Source organism: Microbacterium sp. NPDC055665 (assembly GCF_053618035.1).
On sequence record NZ_JBSHGY010000012.1, the window covers coordinates 1 to 17052 of the forward strand.

Genomic DNA, 17052 nt, shown 5'->3' on the forward strand with positions numbered 1-17052 from the left:
ACATTCCGAACCCGGAAGCTAAGCCTCACAGCGCCGATGGTACTGCAGGGGGGACCCTGTGGGAGAGTAGGACACCGCCGGACTCCTTTTAGACAGAATGGCCACCCATCGATGGGTGGCCATTTTGCATTGTGCTGGAGAAGACAGAAGGGCCATCCCATACGGGGTGGCTCTTCTGCGTTAAGCCGCGGAACGCGGGGGCGCTCTCAGCGTTTGAGGCGCGACTCCAGCATCGCCGCGCACTCCAGCACGGCTGCGGCCAGCAACTCCTCATCCAGCTCTGCGCGCCCCCACGTGACGGCCACGGCGGCGACGGGCCACCCGGCAGCATCGAGCACCGCGGCGCCGACACTGCGCAGTCCATCAGCGATCTCGCTGTTCTCGGTCGCATACCCGCGCGAGCGCACTTCGCGCAGCAGCTCCCGTAGTTCTCGGGGTGTCCGAGGGCCGAGGCCGGTGCGGTCGGGGAATGCCGAAAGGTCGGGATACAGCGCTCGCACCTGTTCGCGGGGGAGCGCGGCGAGCATCGCCCGCCCCGAGGCGGTGAGGTGCGCGGGCAGCCGCACGCCGACGTCGGTCACGAGAGCGGGGCGTCGCGGTGCTCGCTCCTCGACGATGTAGAGCACATCGCCGCCGCTCATCACCGCGAGGTGAGCGCTCTCGCCCAAACGGTCGGAGAGCGCGGCCACCAGCGGCCGGCCTCTCCGCGCCAGTGGCTGCTGTCGTGTGTACCCGCCAGCGAGCTCGAACGCCGAGGCGCCGAGTCCCCACCGTCGTTCCTCGCGCAGGTGCAGGACGAACCCGTGAGCGGCGAGCGTCGTGAGCAGGTGATAGACCGTGGATCGCGGCAGCTCGAGCTCGCGCGCGATCGCTGAGGCGGCCACCGGGGCGGGACGTGCGGCGAGAAAGCTCAGGATGCGGAGCGTGTTCTCCGCCGCAGGTACCTGCGCGCCGCCGTCCGACGCGGTGCCTGCCTTGTCTGGGATCACAGACACAGTGTCGCACGAACGGGTGCCGCTCACGACACGTCGGGTGTGGAATCGAGTCATGACTGTTCCTGTCCCCGTTGTCGTCGGCGCGGCCCCGCTGTCGCCCGCTGATGTCGTCGCCGTCGCCCGTCACGATGCGCCCGTGCAGATCGATGCGGATGCCCTCGGTCGTGTCGCCGAAACCCGTCGCGTGATCGACGGCCTCGCCGCAGACCCGCATCCGCACTACGGCGTCTCCACCGGGTTCGGTGCGCTCGCGACCACCTTCATCGCACCCGACCGGCGCCTGCAGCTGCAGGCCAGCCTGATCCGCTCCCACGCCGCCGGCACCGGCGCCGAGGTCGAGCGAGAGGTCGTCCGCGGGTTACAGCTGCTGCGCCTGCAGACGCTCAGCTCCGGACGCACCGGTGTGCGTCCCGTCGTCGTCGAGACGTATGCGGCCATGCTCAACTCCGGGATCACTCCGCTCGTCCGCGAGTACGGGTCGCTCGGGTGCTCCGGCGATCTCGCACCCCTCGCACACATCGCCCTCGCCGCGATGGGTGAGGGCGACGTGCGCGACGCATCCGGCGCGCTGCTACCCGCAGCGGACGCCCTCGCGGCGGAAGGCATCGCTCCCCTCGTGCTCGTCGAGAAGGAAGGGCTCGCGCTCATCAACGGCACCGACGGCATGCTCGGAATGCTGGTGCTCGCGCTGCACGATCTCGAAGTGCTCCTGCTCACCGCCGATGTCGCTGCCGCGATGTCGATCGAGTCCCAGCTCGGCACCGATGCCGTGTTCGCCGCCGACCTCATGGCACTGCGACCGCAGACGGGTCAGGCCGAATCGGCGGGCAACCTGCGCGCGTTCCTGTCGGACTCCCCGATGGTCGCAAGCCACAAGGGACCCGAGGATGGGCGCGTCCAGGATGCCTATTCACTCCGGTGTTCGCCCCAGGTGCACGGGGCGGCCCGCGACACCATGGCGCACGCGTCGATGATCGCCGGCCGCGAACTCTCCAGCGTGATCGACAACCCGGTCATCACCTTGGACGGACGGATCGAGTCGAACGGCAACTTCCACGGTGCGCCGGTCGCTGCCGTGCTCGATTTCCTCGCCATCTCGGTCGCCGATGTCGCTTCGGTCTCGGAACGCCGAACCGACCGCGCACTGGATCCGGCACGCAGCCACGGTCTCCCGCCGTTCCTGGCCGACGAGGTGGGCGTCGACTCCGGTCTCATGATCGCGCAGTACGCCGCCGCGGGCATCGTCTCCGAGCTCAAGCGCCTCGCGGTGCCGGCATCGGTGGACTCGATCCCGTCGTCCGCCATGCAGGAGGATCACGTATCGATGGGATGGGCCGCGGCCCGCAAGCTGCGCCGGGCGATCGACGGTTTCGGGCGCGTGCTCGCGATCGAGATCCTCACGGCGTCCCGTGCCCTCGATCTGCGGTCTCCGCTGCAGGCGGGACCCGCGACCGGCGCTGTGCGCGACCTGGTCCGCACGGTCGCCGCCGGCCCCGGCCCCGATCGCTTCCTCTCCCCGGAGATGGAAGCCGTCACCGCCCTCGTCCAGTCGGGCGACGTCGCCCGCATCGCAAAGGAGCACATCGATGGCTGAGAACACGACGGCTGCGAACACGGCGTCTGAGAGCACCGCCGCAGGACCCCGTGTCGTCCGTGCCGCGCGTGGCAACACCCGCACCGCGAAGAGCTGGGGCGCCGAAGCGGCCAAGCGCATGCTGATGAACAACCTCGACCCCGAAGTGGCCGAGCACCCGGAAGACCTCGTCGTCTACGGCGGAACCGGCAAGGCTGCCCGCAGCTGGGAGGCGTACGACGCGATCGTGCGCACCCTCGACGAGCTCGAACCCGATGAGACCCTGCTCGTGCAGTCCGGCAAGCCGGTCGGTGTCTTCCGCACCCACGAGTGGGCTCCGCGCGTGCTCATCGCCAACTCGAACCTGGTGGGGGACTGGGCGACCTGGCCAGAGTTCCGCCGTCTCGAAGAACTCGGCCTCATCATGTACGGGCAGATGACCGCCGGCTCCTGGATCTACATCGGCACCCAGGGCATCCTGCAGGGGACATACGAGACCTTCGCCGCAGTGGCGCGCTCACTCGGGCGGGATTCCCTGCGCGGCACCCTCACACTCACTGGCGGTGCCGGTGGGATGGGCGGTGCCCAGCCTCTGGCCGTGACCATGAACGACGGCGCGGTGCTGATCGTCGACGTCGACGAATCGCGTCTCGCCCGTCGCGTGGAGCACGGCTACCTCGACGAGTACGCGACGGATCTGGATGCCGCCGTCTCCCGGGTCGTCGCAGCGAAGGAGGCCGGCGAGGCCCTCTCGGTCGGCGTCGTCGGCAATGCGGCCGAGGTCTTCCCCGAACTGCTGCGCCGCGGTGTGCCGATCGACGTCGTGACCGATCAGACCAGCGCGCACGACCCGCTCGCATACCTGCCGGTCGGCATCGGAGTCGAGGAGTGGAAACAGGAGGCCGAGCGCGACGCCGAGGAGTTCACCCGCCGCTCACGCGAATCCATGGCTTCGCACGTCGAGGCGATGGTGGCGTTCCAGGATGCCGGGGCCGCGGTGTTCGACTACGGCAACTCGATCAGAGCCGAAGCACAGCTGGGCGGCTACGACCGGGCCTTCGCCTTCCCCGGATTCGTGCCGGCCTACATCCGTCCGCAGTTCGAAGAGGGGCGAGGCCCCTTCCGCTGGGCGGCTCTCTCCGGAGACCCGGAGGACATCTACAAGACCGACCGAGCCATCGCCGAGCTCTTCCCGGAGGACGCGGCACTGCACCGCTGGCTGGAGAAGGCCGCCGAGAAGGTGCACTTCGAAGGTCTTCCCGCGCGCATCTGCTGGCTCGGCTACAAGGAGCGGCACCTCGCCGGGCTGAAGTTCAACGAGATGGTCGCATCGGGCGAGCTCTCGGCGCCGATCGTGATCGGACGCGATCACCTGGACTCGGGCTCCGTCGCGTCGCCGTACCGCGAGACCGAGGCGATGAAGGACGGCTCCGATGCCATCGCGGACTGGCCGTTGCTCAACGCACTCCTGAACACTGCGTCAGGCGCCTCCTGGGTGTCGCTGCACCACGGCGGCGGTGTCGGCATCGGCCGCTCGATCCATGCCGGCCAGGTCACCGTCGCCGACGGGTCGGTCCTCGCCGCGGAGAAGCTCGAACGCGTGCTCACGAACGATCCAGGCACCGGTGTGATGCGCCACGTGGATGCCGGGTACGACCGTGCCCGCGAGGTCGCGCGCGAGCGTGGCCTGAATATCCCGATGCTCTGACACACTCGAAGGATCTCGACCGGGAGGAACGGCGATGCGCACGCTGCTGACCAACATCGCAGAACTCACCACCAATATCGCCGCCGATGGCGACCCCTGCGGAACGCTGAGCGATGCGGCCGTCCTGATCGAGGACGACAGGATCGCCTGGGTGGGCGCGGCGGCGGATGCGCCGGCGGCCGACGAGGTGGTGGATGCCGGTGGCCGGGCGGTGCTCCCCGGATTCGTCGACAGTCATAGCCACCTCGTGTTCGCCGGCGACCGTGCCGCGGAGTTCGAGGCGCGCATGGCGGGACAGAAGTATGCCGCCGGGGGCATCCGCTCCACCGTCGCCGCCACCCGGGCAGCGAGTGACGACGAGCTGCGCTCTCGACTTCGCGGGTTCCTCGCCGAGATGCTCGCACAGGGGACGACCACCGTCGAGATCAAGAGCGGCTACGGGCTGAGCGTCGCCGACGAGGAGAGGCTCGTGCGTGTGGCGGCGGAGGTCACACCGGAGGTGACCTTCCTCGGCGCGCACGTCGTTCCCGCGGAGTACGCCGACCGCCCGGATGAGTATGTCGACCTGGTCACGGGGCCCATGCTCGACGCCTGTGCACCGCACGCGAGATGGATCGACGTGTTCTGCGAGACCGGCGCATTCACCGTGGCGCAATCACGGCGGGTGCTCGAGGCGGGGATCGCGCGCGGACTCGCGCCCCGCGTCCATGCGAGCCAGCTCGGACCGGGCGACGGCGTGCGACTCGCGGTCGAGCTGGGCGCAGCATCCATCGACCACGGCACGTATCTCACCGAGGCCGACATCGACGCGCTCGCTCAGAGCTCCACCGTGCTGACCCTGCTTCCGGGAGTCGAGTTCTCGACCAGACAGCCCTACCCCGACGCGCGGCGCCTGATCGATGCGGGCGTCACCGTGGCCCTCGCGTGCGACACCAATCCGGGATCGAGCTTCACCTCGTCGATGCCGTTCTGCATCGCGATCGCTGTGCGCGACATGGGCATGACCCCGGCCGAAGCCGTCTGGGCGGCGACCGCAGGGGGCGCTCGCGCGCTGCGGCGCGACGACGTGGGGATCATCGTCCCTGGTGCCCGCGCCGACCTCGTGCTGCTCGATGCCCCCACCCGGGTGCATCTCGCGTACCGTCCGGGCGTGCCCCTGGTGCGTCAGGTGTGGAAGGACGGCGCGACCGTCGGATGACGGACGCTCAGCCGGCGACGGCCGCGAGCACCGCGCGCAGTCGTGATGCGGCGTCGCCGCCGACGGTGATCACGCGGACGACGTCGTCGTGCTCGAGGTCGTCTGCGATCTCCTGCAGCGCCTGATCCATCGCTTCGCGGAGCTCAGGATCCTCATCGTCGGGGACATGGATCGGACGCTCGCCATCCAACGGCACCACGACGATCAGGTCGATGCTCTCCGCCGACTCTTCGACGATCCTCGACGCGCGCGCGAGGAGTGCTCCGTCGCTGCGCCCCAATCGCTCCAACGCGATGAGGTAGGCGAGGAAGTCGAGCGGCCCGCGCTCGGCGATGACATCGTCATCGGCGGACGACTCCTGCAGACGCACGGTCGAGATCCGCAGTTGGGCGGCGAAGCCGGCCTCGCCGGCCGGCTCTTCGAGATCGAGATCCTCGAAGGGGTCGCCCAGCGTGCGGTACTCGGGGTGCACGGCGTGGAAGTCCGAGATCAATGTGCTCTTCCCGCTCGCGTGCGTGCCGGAGACGACGATCCTCATCGGCGGGACGCGAGACCGGCGAGCAGTTCGAGCACGCACAGCGCCGCGAGTCGGACCGTGCGGGCGTCATCGGCATCGGCGGTGGCGTCGACCTCGGCGATGTCGGCGCTCACGACGCGGAGATCCGAGGCCACGGCGCGGGTCAGCGCGCGCAGCTCCCACGCCTGGAGTCCGCCCGGCACACTCGCCGGGCAGCCCGGAGCCACTGAGCGGTCGCACACATCGACGTCGATGTCGAGGTGGACGCGAGAGCCTTCGCCGACGCCCGCGATCTCGAGGGCCTCCGCGACCACGTCGTCGATGCCGCGCCGCCGCAGCTCGTCGAGGGTGATCACCCGGATGCCCCACTCGGCGGCACGCCGGGCGTAGGCGGCGGAGTTCGCGAAGTCGGCGATCCCGATCTGCACGATCCTGGACGGATCGATCCGCACGGTGTCGAGCGGCGACGCGGCCGGCACGTCTTCGACCAGGCGGCGGACCGGCGTGCCGTTCGAGATGCCGTCGCGAAGGTCGAAGTGCGCGTCGAACGTGATCAGCCCCGTCGCCTCGGCGCCGAGGGCGACCGGGTAGGTGAGCGAGTTGTCACCGCCGAGCGCGATCACGAGGTCGGCGGCACCGGTGAGTTCGCGCACGCGGGAGATGACCCTCGCCTCGCCGGCGGACCCGTCGGGGTCGGTCACGTCGCCGGCGTCGGCGACGCGCAGCACCTCGTCGAGCTCGATCGCGGGCGGGCCCATCAGCGCCGTCCCATACCGGGGGAGTGCCTCGCGGATCGCGGTCGGCGTCGCATGGGCACCCGTCGGCGAGAGCGACGTGCGCCAGGTGGGCACGCCGAGCAGCACCGCATCCGCCGTGCCGCTGAAGGCGGGCCAGGATCCTGCGCGTGGCCAGAGCGGGTCGTGACTCAGCTGTCGGGATGCGGGTGCCATGTCAGACTCCGGGGATCAGGGCGTGGGCGATCGTGAAGATGGCGAGGCCGGCGAGGGCGCCGACGAACGTGCCGTTCAGGCGGATGTACTGCAGGTCGCGGCCGACCATGAGTTCGATCTTCTCGGTGGTCTCGGCCGGGTCCCAGCGCTCGACGGTGTCGGTGATGATCGAGGCGATGTCGTGGCGGTAGCGGTCGACGAGGAAGACGGCCGCATCGGATACCCAGGTGTCCACCCGGGTCTGCAGCGCGGCATCCGTCGTCAGGCGTTCGCCGACCTCCTGCAGCGCCTGCACCGCGCGTCGGCGCAGCCCGCTCTCGGGGTCTGCGAGGGCGGTGAGCAGCCCGTTCTTCGCGGTGTTCCAGGCCTCGGCGGCCAGAGCGCCGACCCGAGGGCTGTCGAACAGCGACGCCTTCGCGTTCTCGAGCTTGGCGCGCGTGGCGGGGTCGTTCTGCAGATTGTCGGCCAGGCGGCCGAGGTAGCCGTCGATGGCGATGCGAGCCGGATGCCGCGGATCGGCCTGCACGGCGTGGACGAACTTGATCGCCTCGTTGTAGACGGTGTCGTCGACGAAACGATGCGCGAGCTTCGGCACCCAGCCGGGAAGGCGCCGCGAGACGAGCCCCGAGAACGACTCGGCGTTGGCCTCGAGCCAGCGTCCGATGCTGTCGACCGCGAGATCGACGGCGCCGTGATGCGCGTCGGCCTCGACGATCTTCTCCAGCCAGGCGCCCGCGGGCGGGCCCCATTCGGGAGCGACGAGGTGCTCGCGGGCGAGGTCGGTGATGAGGTCGCGCACGTCGTCGTCGCTCAGCGCATTGAGCACCGCCGTCGCGATCGTCGCGCCCTCGGCCCCGACCCGCTCGGCGTGGGGAGCCTCACGCAGCCACTCGCCGGCACGGAGGGCGATGTGCGTGCTCGACAGCTTGGTGCGCACGACGTCACCCGCCAGGAAGTTCGTCTCGACGAACTCGCCGAGGCTCCGGCCGATCTCGTCCTTGCGGCTCGGGATGATCGCGGTGTGCGGGATCGGCAGCCCCAGCGGACGACGGAACAGCGCGGTCACGGCGAACCAGTCGGCGAGCGCACCCACCATCCCGCCCTCCGCCGCTGCTCGGACATAGGCCAGCCAGTCGAACCGCTGCTGGAAGGCGAAGGCGAACACGAAGACCACGGCCATGAACACCAGAGCTCCGAGGGCGACGGCCTTCATCCGGCGGAGCGCGCGGAGGCGTTCCTGGTCAGCGGGCGAGAGCTGCGTCATCGGTGTTCGCGGCATGACGTCATCCTTTCACGGGCGGTAGCCTCGAGACGTGATCGAAGACATCAAGAAGCGCGCCCTGCACCGCACGAGCATCCTCGAGGGGCAGATGCGCGGCGTCGCGCGGATGATCGAGAACGAGGAGTACTGCATGGACATCATCACGCAGTCCCGCGCGATCCAGCGCTCCCTCGAGTCGCTGAACCGGCTGCTGCTGGAGAACCACCTCCGCACGCACGTCACCGACATGTTCGACGCGGGCGGTGAGGAACGCGACAAGGCCGTGGTCGAGCTACTCAAGGCGTTCGACTTCGACTCCAAGTAGGCGCGGCTCTCCGTTCGCCTCAGCCGGCGGTGGCCTCGTCGGCCACGCTCAGGGCCTCGTCGAGCACGGACAGGCCGCGGACCAGATCGTCCTCGCTGATCACCAGCGGCGGGGCCACGTGCATGCGGTTGAAGTGCGTGAACGGCCAGACGCCCGCGTTCTTGGCCGCCGCAGCGAAGGCACCCATCGGGGCGGCATCCGCACCCGAGGCGTTGAACGGCACGAGCGGTTCTCGTGTCTCCTGGTCGCGCACCAGCTCGACCGCCCAGAAGAGCCCGAGGCCGCGCACATCGCCGACGCTGGGGTGCGTCTCGGCCCAGGTTCGCAGGGTCGGACCGACGATGCGCTCGCCGAGGTCGCGCACGCGCTCCAGGATGCCGTCGCGGCGGAACACCTCGAATGTCGCGACACCGGCCGCGCACGCCAGCGGGTGGCCCGAGTAGGTCAGTCCGCCCGCGAACGGCATCGTGTCGAAGGCGCTCGCGATGCGGTCGGAGATCACCACGCCGCCCAACGGCACGTAGCCGGAGTTCACACCTTTCGCGAAGGTGATCAGGTCGGGGCGGGCATCGAACGCATCGATGCCGAACCATTCGCCCAGTCGCCCGAAACCGACCATGACCTCGTCGGCGATGTACACGATGCCGTGGCGGTCGCACAGTTCGCGCACACCCTGCAGGTAGCCGGGCGGCGGCACCAGCACGCCGTTGGTGCCCACGACAGTCTCGATGATGATCGCGGCGATCGTCTGCGGTCCCTCGAGCTGGATGGTCTGCTCGAGATGTGCGAGCGCCCGCTCGGACTCCTGCTCCGGGGTCTCGGCATGGAAGGGCGAGCGGTACAGGTACGGCCCGAAGAAGCGCACCGCTCCGGAGTCGACGGTGTCGTTGGCCCAGCGGCGCGGGTCGCCGGTGAGCGAGATCGCCGTCGAGGTGGAGCCGTGGTAGCTGCGGTACATAGACAGCACCTTGCGACGGCCGGTGAACTGGCGGGCCATGCGCACCGCGTACTCGTTCGCCTCGGCGCCGCCGTTGGTGAAGAACACCTTCTCCAGCCCCTCCGGCGCGACCTCGGCGATCAGACGCGCGAGCTCGCCGCGCACGTCGTTCGCGATCGACGGCTGGATCGTCGCGAGACGCCCGGCCTGCTGCTGGATGGCCGCGACCAGATCCGGATGCTGGTGCCCGAGGTTCAGGTTCACGAGCTGGCTGGAGAAATCGAGGTAGGCATTGCCCTGGTAGTCCCAGAACGTCGAGCCCTCGCCCGCGGCGACGGGCAGCGGGTCGATCAGGCCCTGCGCGCTCCAGGAGTGGAACACGTGGCCGCGGTCATCCGCACGCACCTGCGCCTCGGCCTCGGGGGCGGGGAGCGGGTGCGAGACGCCGTGGCGGTCGGTGAAGTTCGTCATCGTGGTGTGCTCCTCGTCAGTGGTTGCTCGGGAAGCCGAGATCGATCTGGGAAGGGGTGTGGTCGGGCCAGCGGGTGGTGACGACCTTGGAGCGGGTGTAGAAGTGTACGGATTCCGGGCCGTAGATGTGGGAGTCGCCGAACAGCGAATCCTTCCATCCGCCGAACGAGTAGGCGCCGATCGGCACCGGGATCGGCACGTTGACGCCGACCATCCCGACCTCGATGTCGAACTCGTACTGCCGTGCCGTGCCGCCGTCGCGCGTGAAGATCGCCGTGCCGTTGCCGTAGGCGTTGGCGTTGACCAGCTCGACCGCTTCGGCGTAGGTCTCGACGCGCACCACCGACAGCACCGGGCCGAAGATCTCGTCGTCGTAGACCTTCATGCCGGGGGAGACGCGGTCGATCAGGCTGACGCCCAGGAAGAAGCCCTCCGACTCGAACTGCTTCTGCGTGCCATCGACGACGACCTTCGCGCCCTCGGCCTCGGCGCCCGTCACGTAGGACGCGACCTTGTCGCGGTGCTCGCGGGTGATGAGCGGACCCATCTCGCTCGCGGCGTCGGCGCCCGGACCGATCTTCAGACCGTCGATGCGCGAAGAGATCGCGGCGACGAGGTCATCGGCGATGTCGCCCACCGCGACCAGCACCGAGACCGCCATGCAGCGCTCGCCGGCGGAGCCGTAGGCGGCGGAGACCGCGGCGTCGGCGGCCGCGTCGATGTCGGCATCCGGCATCACGACCATGTGGTTCTTCGCGCCGCCGAGCGCCTGCACGCGTTTGCCGGCGGCCGAGGCGCGCTGGTAGATCGAGCGGGCGATCGGGGTGGAGCCGACGAAGCTGACGGCCTCGACCCGGGGGGAGTCGAGGATCGCGTCGACGGCCTCCTTGTCTCCGTTGACGACGTTGAGCACGCCGGCGGGGAGACCCGCCTCGGCGAAGAGCTTCGCGAGCCACACCGCAGCCGACGGATCCTTCTCGCTGGGCTTGAGCACGACCGTGTTGCCGCAGGCGATAGCCGAGGCCACCATCCACAGCGGCACCATGACCGGGAAGTTGAAGGGGGTGATGGCGGCGACGACGCCGACGGGCTGCTTGACCGAGTGCACGTCGACGCCGCGCGAGACCTGCTCGCTGCGCTCGCCCTTGAGCAGGTGCACGAGACCGGCCGCGAACTCGACGTTCTCGATGCCGCGCGAGACCTCGCCGGCCGCATCCGAGAGCACCTTGCCGTGTTCGGACGTGACGATCGCGGCGAGCTCGGGCGTGCGCTCCTTGAGCAGCTGGCGCAGGCGGAAGAACACATCGGCGCGCTTGATCAGGCTGGTCTCGCGCCAGGCGGGGAGGGCGGCGGCAGCGGCGGCGATGGCGGAATCCACCTCGGCGGTCGAGGCGAAGGCGACCTGCTTCGACACCTGGCCGGTGGCGGGATCGAAGATCTGACCGGTGCGGGCCGCTTCGGCGGTCTCCACTCCGTTGATGACGTGACGGACGATGTCCACGATGTTCCTCCGACTGCTGAAGATCTGACTATCGAACACTCTGACCGAGGTTCGGTACGCTGGTGCTCCTCAATGATCACAGAGCGGAAGAGCGGCCAGTGGTGTCAGAACGTCAGGACTTCTCGTTGAATCGGACAGATCGTCCGACGTCGCCGAGCGTGCTGCTCACGGTCGCCGAGGTGCTCACCGAGCCCGCACTGCAGGCCGGCGCACCGGAAGTGGTGGTCGGCGGGGCCGCGCTCGACGCCGAGGTGCGCTGGGCCCACGTCTCGGACAGTGCCGGAGTCGCCCGGCTGCTCGACCGCGGGGAGCTGCTGCTCAGCACGGGCGCCGGGTGGCCGGCAGGTGCAGTGGATCTGGCCGCATTCGTGCGCGACCTGCACCGGGCGGGGATCGCCGGCATCGTGTTGGAGCTCGGCGTCGCACACGCTCGGGTGCCGGAGGCCGTGGTCGATGCCTGCGTCGAGGCGGGGCTCGCCTTGATCGCTCTCACGCGCGAGGTCAAGTTCGTCGTGGTGACCGAGGCTGTGCATCGGGCCCTGATCGCGGCCCAGACCGACGCGCTCCACGAGCGACAGCGGCTGCACGAACTGTTCACGGCGCTCAGCCTGCAGGGCGCACCAGCCGACATCGTGGTGGCCGAGACCGCGCGGGCGCTGGGCTCTCCTGTCGTGCTGCAGAACTTGGCAGGTGAGGTGATCGCCGTCGAAGGGCTTCGCGTTCCGGTTGCCGAGGTGCTCGCGCGACTCGACGACGTCGCGGAGGTCGTCCCCGTGCAGGCGCGCGGGACGCGCTGGGGGATGCTGTCGACGCTGGCCGGATCCGCGCATCCGGCCGGCCGACTCACGGTGCTCGAGCAGGGGGCGACGGCGCTGGCGTTCGGATGCCTCGCCGATGGAGGGGACGCCGAGTGGGCGATCCTGGTGCAGAGGAGCCTGATCGACGATCTGCTCGGAGCACGATTCGCGAGCCCGGATGACATCGCGGCACGTCTCGCCGCCGGCGGCTTCGGGTTCGTCGACCGCCACTGTCACGGCATCGTCGCCCGCGGCGTGGTGTCTGCGGGCGAGCTCGCCTCCCGCGCGAGGGAGTCGGGCTGTGCGGCCGTCGCCGCACGTGTGGAGCAGGACGATGTCGCCCTGCTATCGGTGCCAGCATCCGTTCCCCTCACCGACGCGCTGCTCGCCCACATCGCAGGACCCGATCGCACGGTCTTCGTCGGCCCCGCCGCTGACGACGTGCTCGGTCTGCTCGCCTCGGTGAGAGCCGCGCAGGATCTGGCGGAGGGCGATCCCACGGGACACGCGCCGCGCGTACGGCGGGTCGAGGACCGCCCGCTCGAACGACTCGTCGCCGCGCTGCGGGACGATCACCGGCTGCACGAGCACAGCGAACGGATGCTGGCGCCGCTCGTGGCACATGACCGCGACCGGCGAGGGGATCTGCTGGGAGTGCTGGCCGCGCTCGTCGCGCACCCCGGCAATCGATCGGCGGCTGCTGCGGCCAGTCACCTCTCCCGATCCGTCTTCTACCAGCGCCTCGCTTTGATCGGCGACCTGCTGGACGCCGATCTCGACGACGGCGAGACCCTCGCGGCGCTGCACCTCGCCCTCGCTGCTCGCCGTCGCACAGCGCGCTGACTGTCGCCGAGGCCCCGCTTTTCCGACGAGACCCCGCTCTGCCGATGCCGGGAAGCCGGGGTGTCGGCGCGAAACCGGGGTCTCGGGCGGGTTACAACACGGACTGCGCCCGCGTCAGCACATCCCGGAGAATCTGCTCGATCTCGCGGAACTCCGTGGGGCCGACGGTGAGCGGTGGTGCGAGCTGGATCACGGGGTCGCCGCGGTCGTCGGCGCGGCAGTACAGTCCCGCCTCGAACAGGGCGGGGGAGAGGAAACCGCGCAGCAGTCGCTCGGACTCGGCTTCGTCGAAGGTCTCCTTGGTGGCCTTGTCCTTCACGAGCTCGATGCCGAAGAAGTACCCGTCTCCGCGCACGTCGCCGACCAGCGGCAGGTCGAGCAGCTTCTCGAGCTCGGCGCGGAACAGCGGCGAGTTCTCGCGCACACGGGCGTTGAGCCCCTCCTCGTCGAAGATCGCGAGGTTCTCCAGGGCGACCGCGGCAGACACCGGATGTCCGCCGAACGTGTAGCCGTGGGGGAAGGAGACCTCGCCCTTCGAGAACGGCTCGTAGATGCGGTCACTGATGATCGTCGCACCGATGGGGGAGTAGCCGCTCGTCATGCCCTTGGCGCAGGTGATCATGTCGGGCACGTAGCCGAGACCGCTGCACGCGAAGGTGTGACCGAGGCGACCGAACGCGCAGATGACCTCGTCCGAGACCAGCAGCACGTCATGACGGTCGCAGATCTCGCGCACCCGGGCGAAGTATCCGGGAGGCGGCGGGAAGCACCCGCCGGAGTTCTGCACCGGCTCCAGGAAGACCGCGGCGACCGTGTCGGCGCCCTCGAACAGGATCATCTCCTCGATGCGGTCGGCCGCCCAACGACCGAAGGCTTCGAGGTCGTCGGCCGGCCCGCCCATCTCGGCCGCGCGGTAGAAGTTGGTGTTCGGTACGCGGAAGCCGCCCGGGGTGACCGGCTCGAACATCGACTTCATCGCGGGGATGCCGGTGATCGCCAGCGCACCCTGCGGGGTGCCGTGATACGCCACCGCGCGGGAGATCACCTTGTGCTTGGTGGGCTTTCCCTGCAGCTTCCAGTAGTGCTTGGCGAGCTTGAACGCCGTCTCGACAGCCTCGCCGCCACCGGTGGAGAAGAAGACCCGGTTGAGGTCGCCCGGAGCTTCGTCCGCAAGACGGTCGGCCAGCTCGATCGCCGCCGGATGCGCGTACGACCACAGCGGGAAGAACGCCAGCTCGGATGCCTGCGCCGCAGCGGCCTCGGCGAGTCGCCGCCGACCGTGTCCGGCGTTCACGACGAACAGGCCGGCGAGCCCGTCGAGGTACTCCTTGCCCTTCGCGTCCCAGATCCGGTGTCCGTCGCCTTTGACGATGATGGGCACACCCGACTCGGCCATCGTGGACTGCCGGGCGAAGTGCATCCAGAGATGGTCCTTCGCCATCGCCTGCAGCTGAGGCTCGGACGGGATGGTGCGGCTGGTGTTCATCTGGTCCCCCAGTTGTAGAGCTGCTTCTGCAGTTTCGCGTAGATGAAGGTCTCGGTGGAGAGGACGCCGTCGATCGGGCGGATGACGTCGTTGATCAGTGACAGCAGGTGGTCGTCGTCCTCGCAGACCACCTCCGCGAGGACGTCGAACGATCCAACGGTGATGACCACGTAGTCGATCGCATCGATCGCGGCGACGGCCTCGGCCACGTGCCGCGTGTCTCCGGCCACACGGATGCCGATCATCGCCTGCCGGGGAAAACCCAACTGCATCGGATCGGTCACGGCGACGATCTGCATCACGCCGGTCTCGGTCAGCCGCTGTACCCGCTGCCGCACGGCGGCCTCGCTCAGGCCGACCACCCGGCCGATGTCGGAGTAGGAGCGGCGCCCGTCTTCCTGGAGCAGCTCGATGATGGTCTTGGCGATCGCGTCGAGTGGGGGATTCTTCTTGACCGGACCCATGCTGCGATCCTGGCACTCGTCCTGGCGTCAGGCAACCGATTCGGTGGTCTTGCAGCAATTCATCTGCGGAATCGGCGGAAAAGCTGCTCAGCCCTCGATCGGCCCCAGCAACGCGCTCGCCGCGGTGGAGTGCGCCGATTCGGGGTCGGAGGGGTGGAACGCGCCGGCCAGCACGTCGCGGTAGAGACGTGACAGCTCGTTGGCGGAGAAGTAGGAGCCGCCGCCCGCGACGAGCATCGCCTCGTCGACGACGTGCTTGGCCATCGTGATCGCGCGGTGCTTGACGCCCGAGAGCAGCGGGAACCAGCGTGCGCCGTTGTCGACCCGGTCGTCCACGTCGCGGGCGAGGGCCGCGATCTGCGGAGGCAGCGCGTCGTAGGCCAGCCCCATGTCGGCGATCCGCCAGCGGATGTCCGGGTCCTGGCTGTAGGCGAGGCCCGTCTTTTTGGAGTGCCGCTTCTGCGCGGTCGCGACCGCCAGCTCGAGCGCCCGCCCGGCGATGCCGGTGTAGACCGAGGCCAGCAGGATCTCGAACACCGAGAAGATGCCGAACACGATCGGGTCGGGGCTGGGACCGGGGTCGATGCGCCGCACCACGTGCGCGGCATCCGCCATGGCGCCGTTCAGTCGCGTGGTGCGGCTCTGCGTACCCCGCATGCCCAGGGTGTCCCAGTCGTCGGACGTGGTCACGGAATCCGTTCGCTCCACGAAGGCGAACACGAGCTTCGGCGCATCCGGGCTCGTGGTGTCGAGCCCGTGCAGTCCGAGCCTCGTCCAGACCGGGGCGAGCGAGGTGAAGATCTTGGTGCCGGTGAAGGTGTAGCCGCCGTCACCGTCGGGCACGGCGGTGGTGTCGCTGCCGAACAGCACCAGGTCGTTGCCGCCCTCGCTGATGCCGAAGGCGAAGACCTCGCCGGCGACCGCGCCGTCCTGCACGAACTCGAGGCCGGGAACGCCGCGGTCGGAGAACACCTTCGCGACGCCGGTCCACACCAGGTGCATGTTGATGGCCAGCGCCGTCGCCGGAGCGGCGCCCGCCAGACGCTGCTGCAGGATCGCGGCCTCGGCGAGCCCGAGCCCTGCACCGCCGCGCGCGGTCGGCACGAGGATCGACAGGTAGCCGGCGTCACGCAGCTCATCGAGGTCCTGTTGGGGGAACGTGTTCTCGCGGTCGTGGATCGGCGCGCGCTCCCTGATCCGCTCGAGAAGGTCGTCGGGCAGGAAGACTGTGGGGTCGAACGTGCTCATGCGAGTGCCTCCAGAAGCTGTCGGACGGATTCCTCCGGGCGATCGCGGTGCAGCGAATGCCCTGCGCCCTCGACGACGGACAGGGTGATCAGCGGATTCGCGGCGAGGACTTCGGCGGCGAGGGCGCCGGTGAAGATGCTGTAGACCGCGGGGTCGGCGCCGATCACATGCGTCGGCACGGTGAGGCGCGCGGCGTCGGCCCGCACATCCCACGGCTGGTTCTGGACGCTGGTCTGTTCCACCGCCCACGCGCTGGCACGCAGGACGGCATCGACCTTGAGCTCCTGATCCTGCGGATGCCAGTGCGGATGCTCCTGCTGCACGACCTCGAGCCGGGTGTCGGCGAAGGCGCGCTCCTGGCTCCGGCGGACGATGGCCGCGTCACGCCCGTCGACGTGGATCGCAGGATCGACGAGCACGAGGCGTCGCGTCCAGTCGGGGTCGGATGCCGCCGCGACCGTGCTCGCCGCGCCGCCGAGGGAGTGGCCGATGACCGCGTCCCAGGCTCCGCCGTGTTCCGGGTGGGTGGCGGCGAGGTCGGCGCCGAACGCGGCCACGGAGTAGTCGAGGGAGCGCGGGGCGTCACCATGACCCCGGAGATCGACGGCTGTCGCATGCCATCCGGCGTCGGCGAGAGCATCCCCCAGGCGCCACATCAGCGCGCCCGAAGAGCCGAGACCGTGGACCAGAAGCGCCCGTCGAGAGGCCGACGGAGCGCCCCACGAGAGGCGGGGCAGCGTGAGCGGTGCAGGCATGGCACCAGCCTACGACCGGGCGG

15 protein-coding genes and 1 rRNA gene are annotated in these 17052 nt (G+C 69.6%); 6 read left to right on the forward strand and 10 right to left on the reverse strand.

Annotated elements, in window-relative coordinates; translation table 11 throughout:
* Positions 1-83: ribosomal RNA gene (gene rrf / locus ACWGO6_RS17240) — 5S ribosomal RNA — on the forward strand; the annotation flags it as partial.
* A gap of 123 nt (positions 84-206) precedes the next feature.
* On the opposite strand, the gene ACWGO6_RS17245 is transcribed toward rrf, so the two are convergent.
* A complete protein-coding gene (locus ACWGO6_RS17245) occupies positions 207-995 on the reverse strand; it encodes an IclR family transcriptional regulator (RefSeq protein ID WP_452327481.1) in 789 nt (262 codons plus the stop codon).
* A gap of 52 nt (positions 996-1047) precedes the next feature.
* On the opposite strand from ACWGO6_RS17245, the gene hutH reads away from it, so the two are divergent.
* The 3 genes from hutH to hutI are packed head-to-tail and all read left to right on the forward strand — an operon-like array spanning position 1048 to position 5474.
* Positions 1048-2589: a histidine ammonia-lyase gene (gene hutH / locus ACWGO6_RS17250; RefSeq protein WP_452327430.1), complete on the forward strand. Its 1542-nt coding sequence runs from the start codon at positions 1048-1050 to the stop codon at positions 2587-2589.
* Positions 2582-4276 (forward strand): urocanate hydratase, encoded by a 1695-nt coding sequence (hutU, locus tag ACWGO6_RS17255; RefSeq protein ID WP_452327431.1) that lies wholly within the window; start codon positions 2582-2584, stop codon positions 4274-4276. The genes hutH and hutU overlap by 8 nt, the downstream gene beginning before the upstream one ends.
* A 34-nt stretch (positions 4277-4310) precedes the next feature.
* The gene (hutI, locus tag ACWGO6_RS17260) at positions 4311-5474 is read left to right on the forward strand and encodes an imidazolonepropionase (RefSeq protein WP_452327432.1); all 1164 of its coding nucleotides are present in this window, start codon (positions 4311-4313) and stop codon (positions 5472-5474) included.
* Between the two features lie 7 nt (positions 5475-5481).
* Here hutI and ACWGO6_RS17265 read toward each other — a convergent pair whose 3' ends face one another.
* The 3 genes from ACWGO6_RS17265 to ACWGO6_RS17275 are packed head-to-tail and all read right to left on the reverse strand — an operon-like array spanning position 5482 to position 8220.
* Complete coding sequence (locus ACWGO6_RS17265) at positions 5482-6012, reverse strand: AAA family ATPase (protein WP_452327433.1); 531 nt, start codon at positions 6010-6012, stop codon at positions 5482-5484.
* Positions 6009-6941 carry an arginase family protein gene (locus tag ACWGO6_RS17270; protein WP_452327434.1) on the reverse strand — a complete coding sequence of 311 codons (933 nt, stop codon included), beginning with the start codon at positions 6939-6941 and terminating at the stop codon, positions 6009-6011. Before ACWGO6_RS17270 ends, ACWGO6_RS17265 begins: the two co-directional genes overlap by 4 nt.
* A 1-nt stretch (position 6942) precedes the next feature.
* Positions 6943-8220 carry a DUF445 domain-containing protein gene (locus ACWGO6_RS17275; protein WP_452327435.1) on the reverse strand — a complete coding sequence of 426 codons (1278 nt, stop codon included), beginning with the start codon at positions 8218-8220 and terminating at the stop codon, positions 6943-6945.
* A gap of 34 nt (positions 8221-8254) precedes the next feature.
* On the opposite strand from ACWGO6_RS17275, the gene ACWGO6_RS17280 reads away from it, so the two are divergent.
* Positions 8255-8527, forward strand: a complete 273-nt coding sequence (locus tag ACWGO6_RS17280) for a metal-sensitive transcriptional regulator (RefSeq protein ID WP_136041445.1) — start codon at positions 8255-8257, stop codon at positions 8525-8527.
* Positions 8528-8546: 19 nt separating this feature from the next.
* Here ACWGO6_RS17280 and ACWGO6_RS17285 read toward each other — a convergent pair whose 3' ends face one another.
* Positions 8547-9935, reverse strand: a complete 1389-nt coding sequence (locus ACWGO6_RS17285) for an aminotransferase class III-fold pyridoxal phosphate-dependent enzyme (RefSeq protein WP_452327436.1) — start codon at positions 9933-9935, stop codon at positions 8547-8549.
* A 16-nt stretch (positions 9936-9951) separates the two neighbouring features.
* Positions 9952-11436, reverse strand: coding sequence for a CoA-acylating methylmalonate-semialdehyde dehydrogenase (locus tag ACWGO6_RS17290; RefSeq protein ID WP_136041443.1), 1485 nt, complete (start codon positions 11434-11436; stop codon positions 9952-9954).
* A gap of 98 nt (positions 11437-11534) precedes the next feature.
* Here ACWGO6_RS17290 and ACWGO6_RS17295 point away from each other — a divergent pair, with 98 nt between their 5' ends.
* Positions 11535-13076, forward strand: a complete 1542-nt coding sequence (locus tag ACWGO6_RS17295; protein ID WP_452327437.1) for a PucR family transcriptional regulator ligand-binding domain-containing protein — start codon at positions 11535-11537, stop codon at positions 13074-13076.
* Positions 13077-13167: 91 nt separating this feature from the next.
* Here the strand turns inward: ACWGO6_RS17295 and ACWGO6_RS17300 are convergent, their stop codons facing one another.
* The 4 genes from ACWGO6_RS17300 to ACWGO6_RS17315 all read right to left on the reverse strand — a co-directional run bounded on the left by ACWGO6_RS17300 (position 13168) and on the right by ACWGO6_RS17315 (position 17029).
* On the reverse strand, positions 13168-14562 hold the full coding sequence (locus ACWGO6_RS17300) for an aspartate aminotransferase family protein (protein ID WP_136041441.1): 1395 nt from the start codon (positions 14560-14562) through the stop codon (positions 13168-13170).
* The gene (locus ACWGO6_RS17305; RefSeq protein WP_136041440.1) at positions 14559-15026 is read right to left on the reverse strand and encodes an Lrp/AsnC family transcriptional regulator; all 468 of its coding nucleotides are present in this window, start codon (positions 15024-15026) and stop codon (positions 14559-14561) included. The genes ACWGO6_RS17300 and ACWGO6_RS17305 overlap by 4 nt, the downstream gene beginning before the upstream one ends.
* An 87-nt stretch (positions 15027-15113) precedes the next feature.
* Entirely contained in the window at positions 15114-16274 is a 1161-nt protein-coding gene (locus tag ACWGO6_RS17310; protein ID WP_452327438.1) for an acyl-CoA dehydrogenase family protein, read from the reverse strand.
* Positions 16271-17029: an alpha/beta fold hydrolase gene (locus ACWGO6_RS17315; protein WP_136041438.1), complete on the reverse strand. Its 759-nt coding sequence runs from the start codon at positions 17027-17029 to the stop codon at positions 16271-16273. The genes ACWGO6_RS17310 and ACWGO6_RS17315 overlap by 4 nt, the downstream gene beginning before the upstream one ends.
* Positions 17030-17052 lie beyond the last annotated feature (23 nt).

Bases quoted from the DNA above. Each gene is read 5' to 3' on its own strand.
- ACWGO6_RS17300 (WP_136041441.1), bottom strand. From the start codon at position 14,562: ATGAACACCAGCCGCACCATCCCGTCCGAGCCTCAGCTGCAGGCGATG.
- ACWGO6_RS17270 (WP_452327434.1), bottom strand. From the start codon at position 6,941: ATGGCACCCGCATCCCGACAGCTGAGTCACGACCCGCTCTGGCCACGC.
- ACWGO6_RS17265 (WP_452327433.1), bottom strand. From the start codon at position 6,012: ATGAGGATCGTCGTCTCCGGCACGCACGCGAGCGGGAAGAGCACATTG.
- ACWGO6_RS17305 (WP_136041440.1), bottom strand. From the start codon at position 15,026: ATGGGTCCGGTCAAGAAGAATCCCCCACTCGACGCGATCGCCAAGACC.
- hutU (WP_452327431.1), top strand. From the start codon at position 2,582: ATGGCTGAGAACACGACGGCTGCGAACACGGCGTCTGAGAGCACCGCC.
- ACWGO6_RS17315 (WP_136041438.1), bottom strand. From the start codon at position 17,029: ATGCCTGCACCGCTCACGCTGCCCCGCCTCTCGTGGGGCGCTCCGTCG.
- hutI (WP_452327432.1), top strand. From the start codon at position 4,311: ATGCGCACGCTGCTGACCAACATCGCAGAACTCACCACCAATATCGCC.
- ACWGO6_RS17285 (WP_452327436.1), bottom strand. From the start codon at position 9,935: ATGACGAACTTCACCGACCGCCACGGCGTCTCGCACCCGCTCCCCGCC.
- ACWGO6_RS17310 (WP_452327438.1), bottom strand. From the start codon at position 16,274: ATGAGCACGTTCGACCCCACAGTCTTCCTGCCCGACGACCTTCTCGAG.
- hutH (WP_452327430.1), top strand. From the start codon at position 1,048: ATGACTGTTCCTGTCCCCGTTGTCGTCGGCGCGGCCCCGCTGTCGCCC.
- ACWGO6_RS17275 (WP_452327435.1), bottom strand. From the start codon at position 8,220: ATGCCGCGAACACCGATGACGCAGCTCTCGCCCGCTGACCAGGAACGC.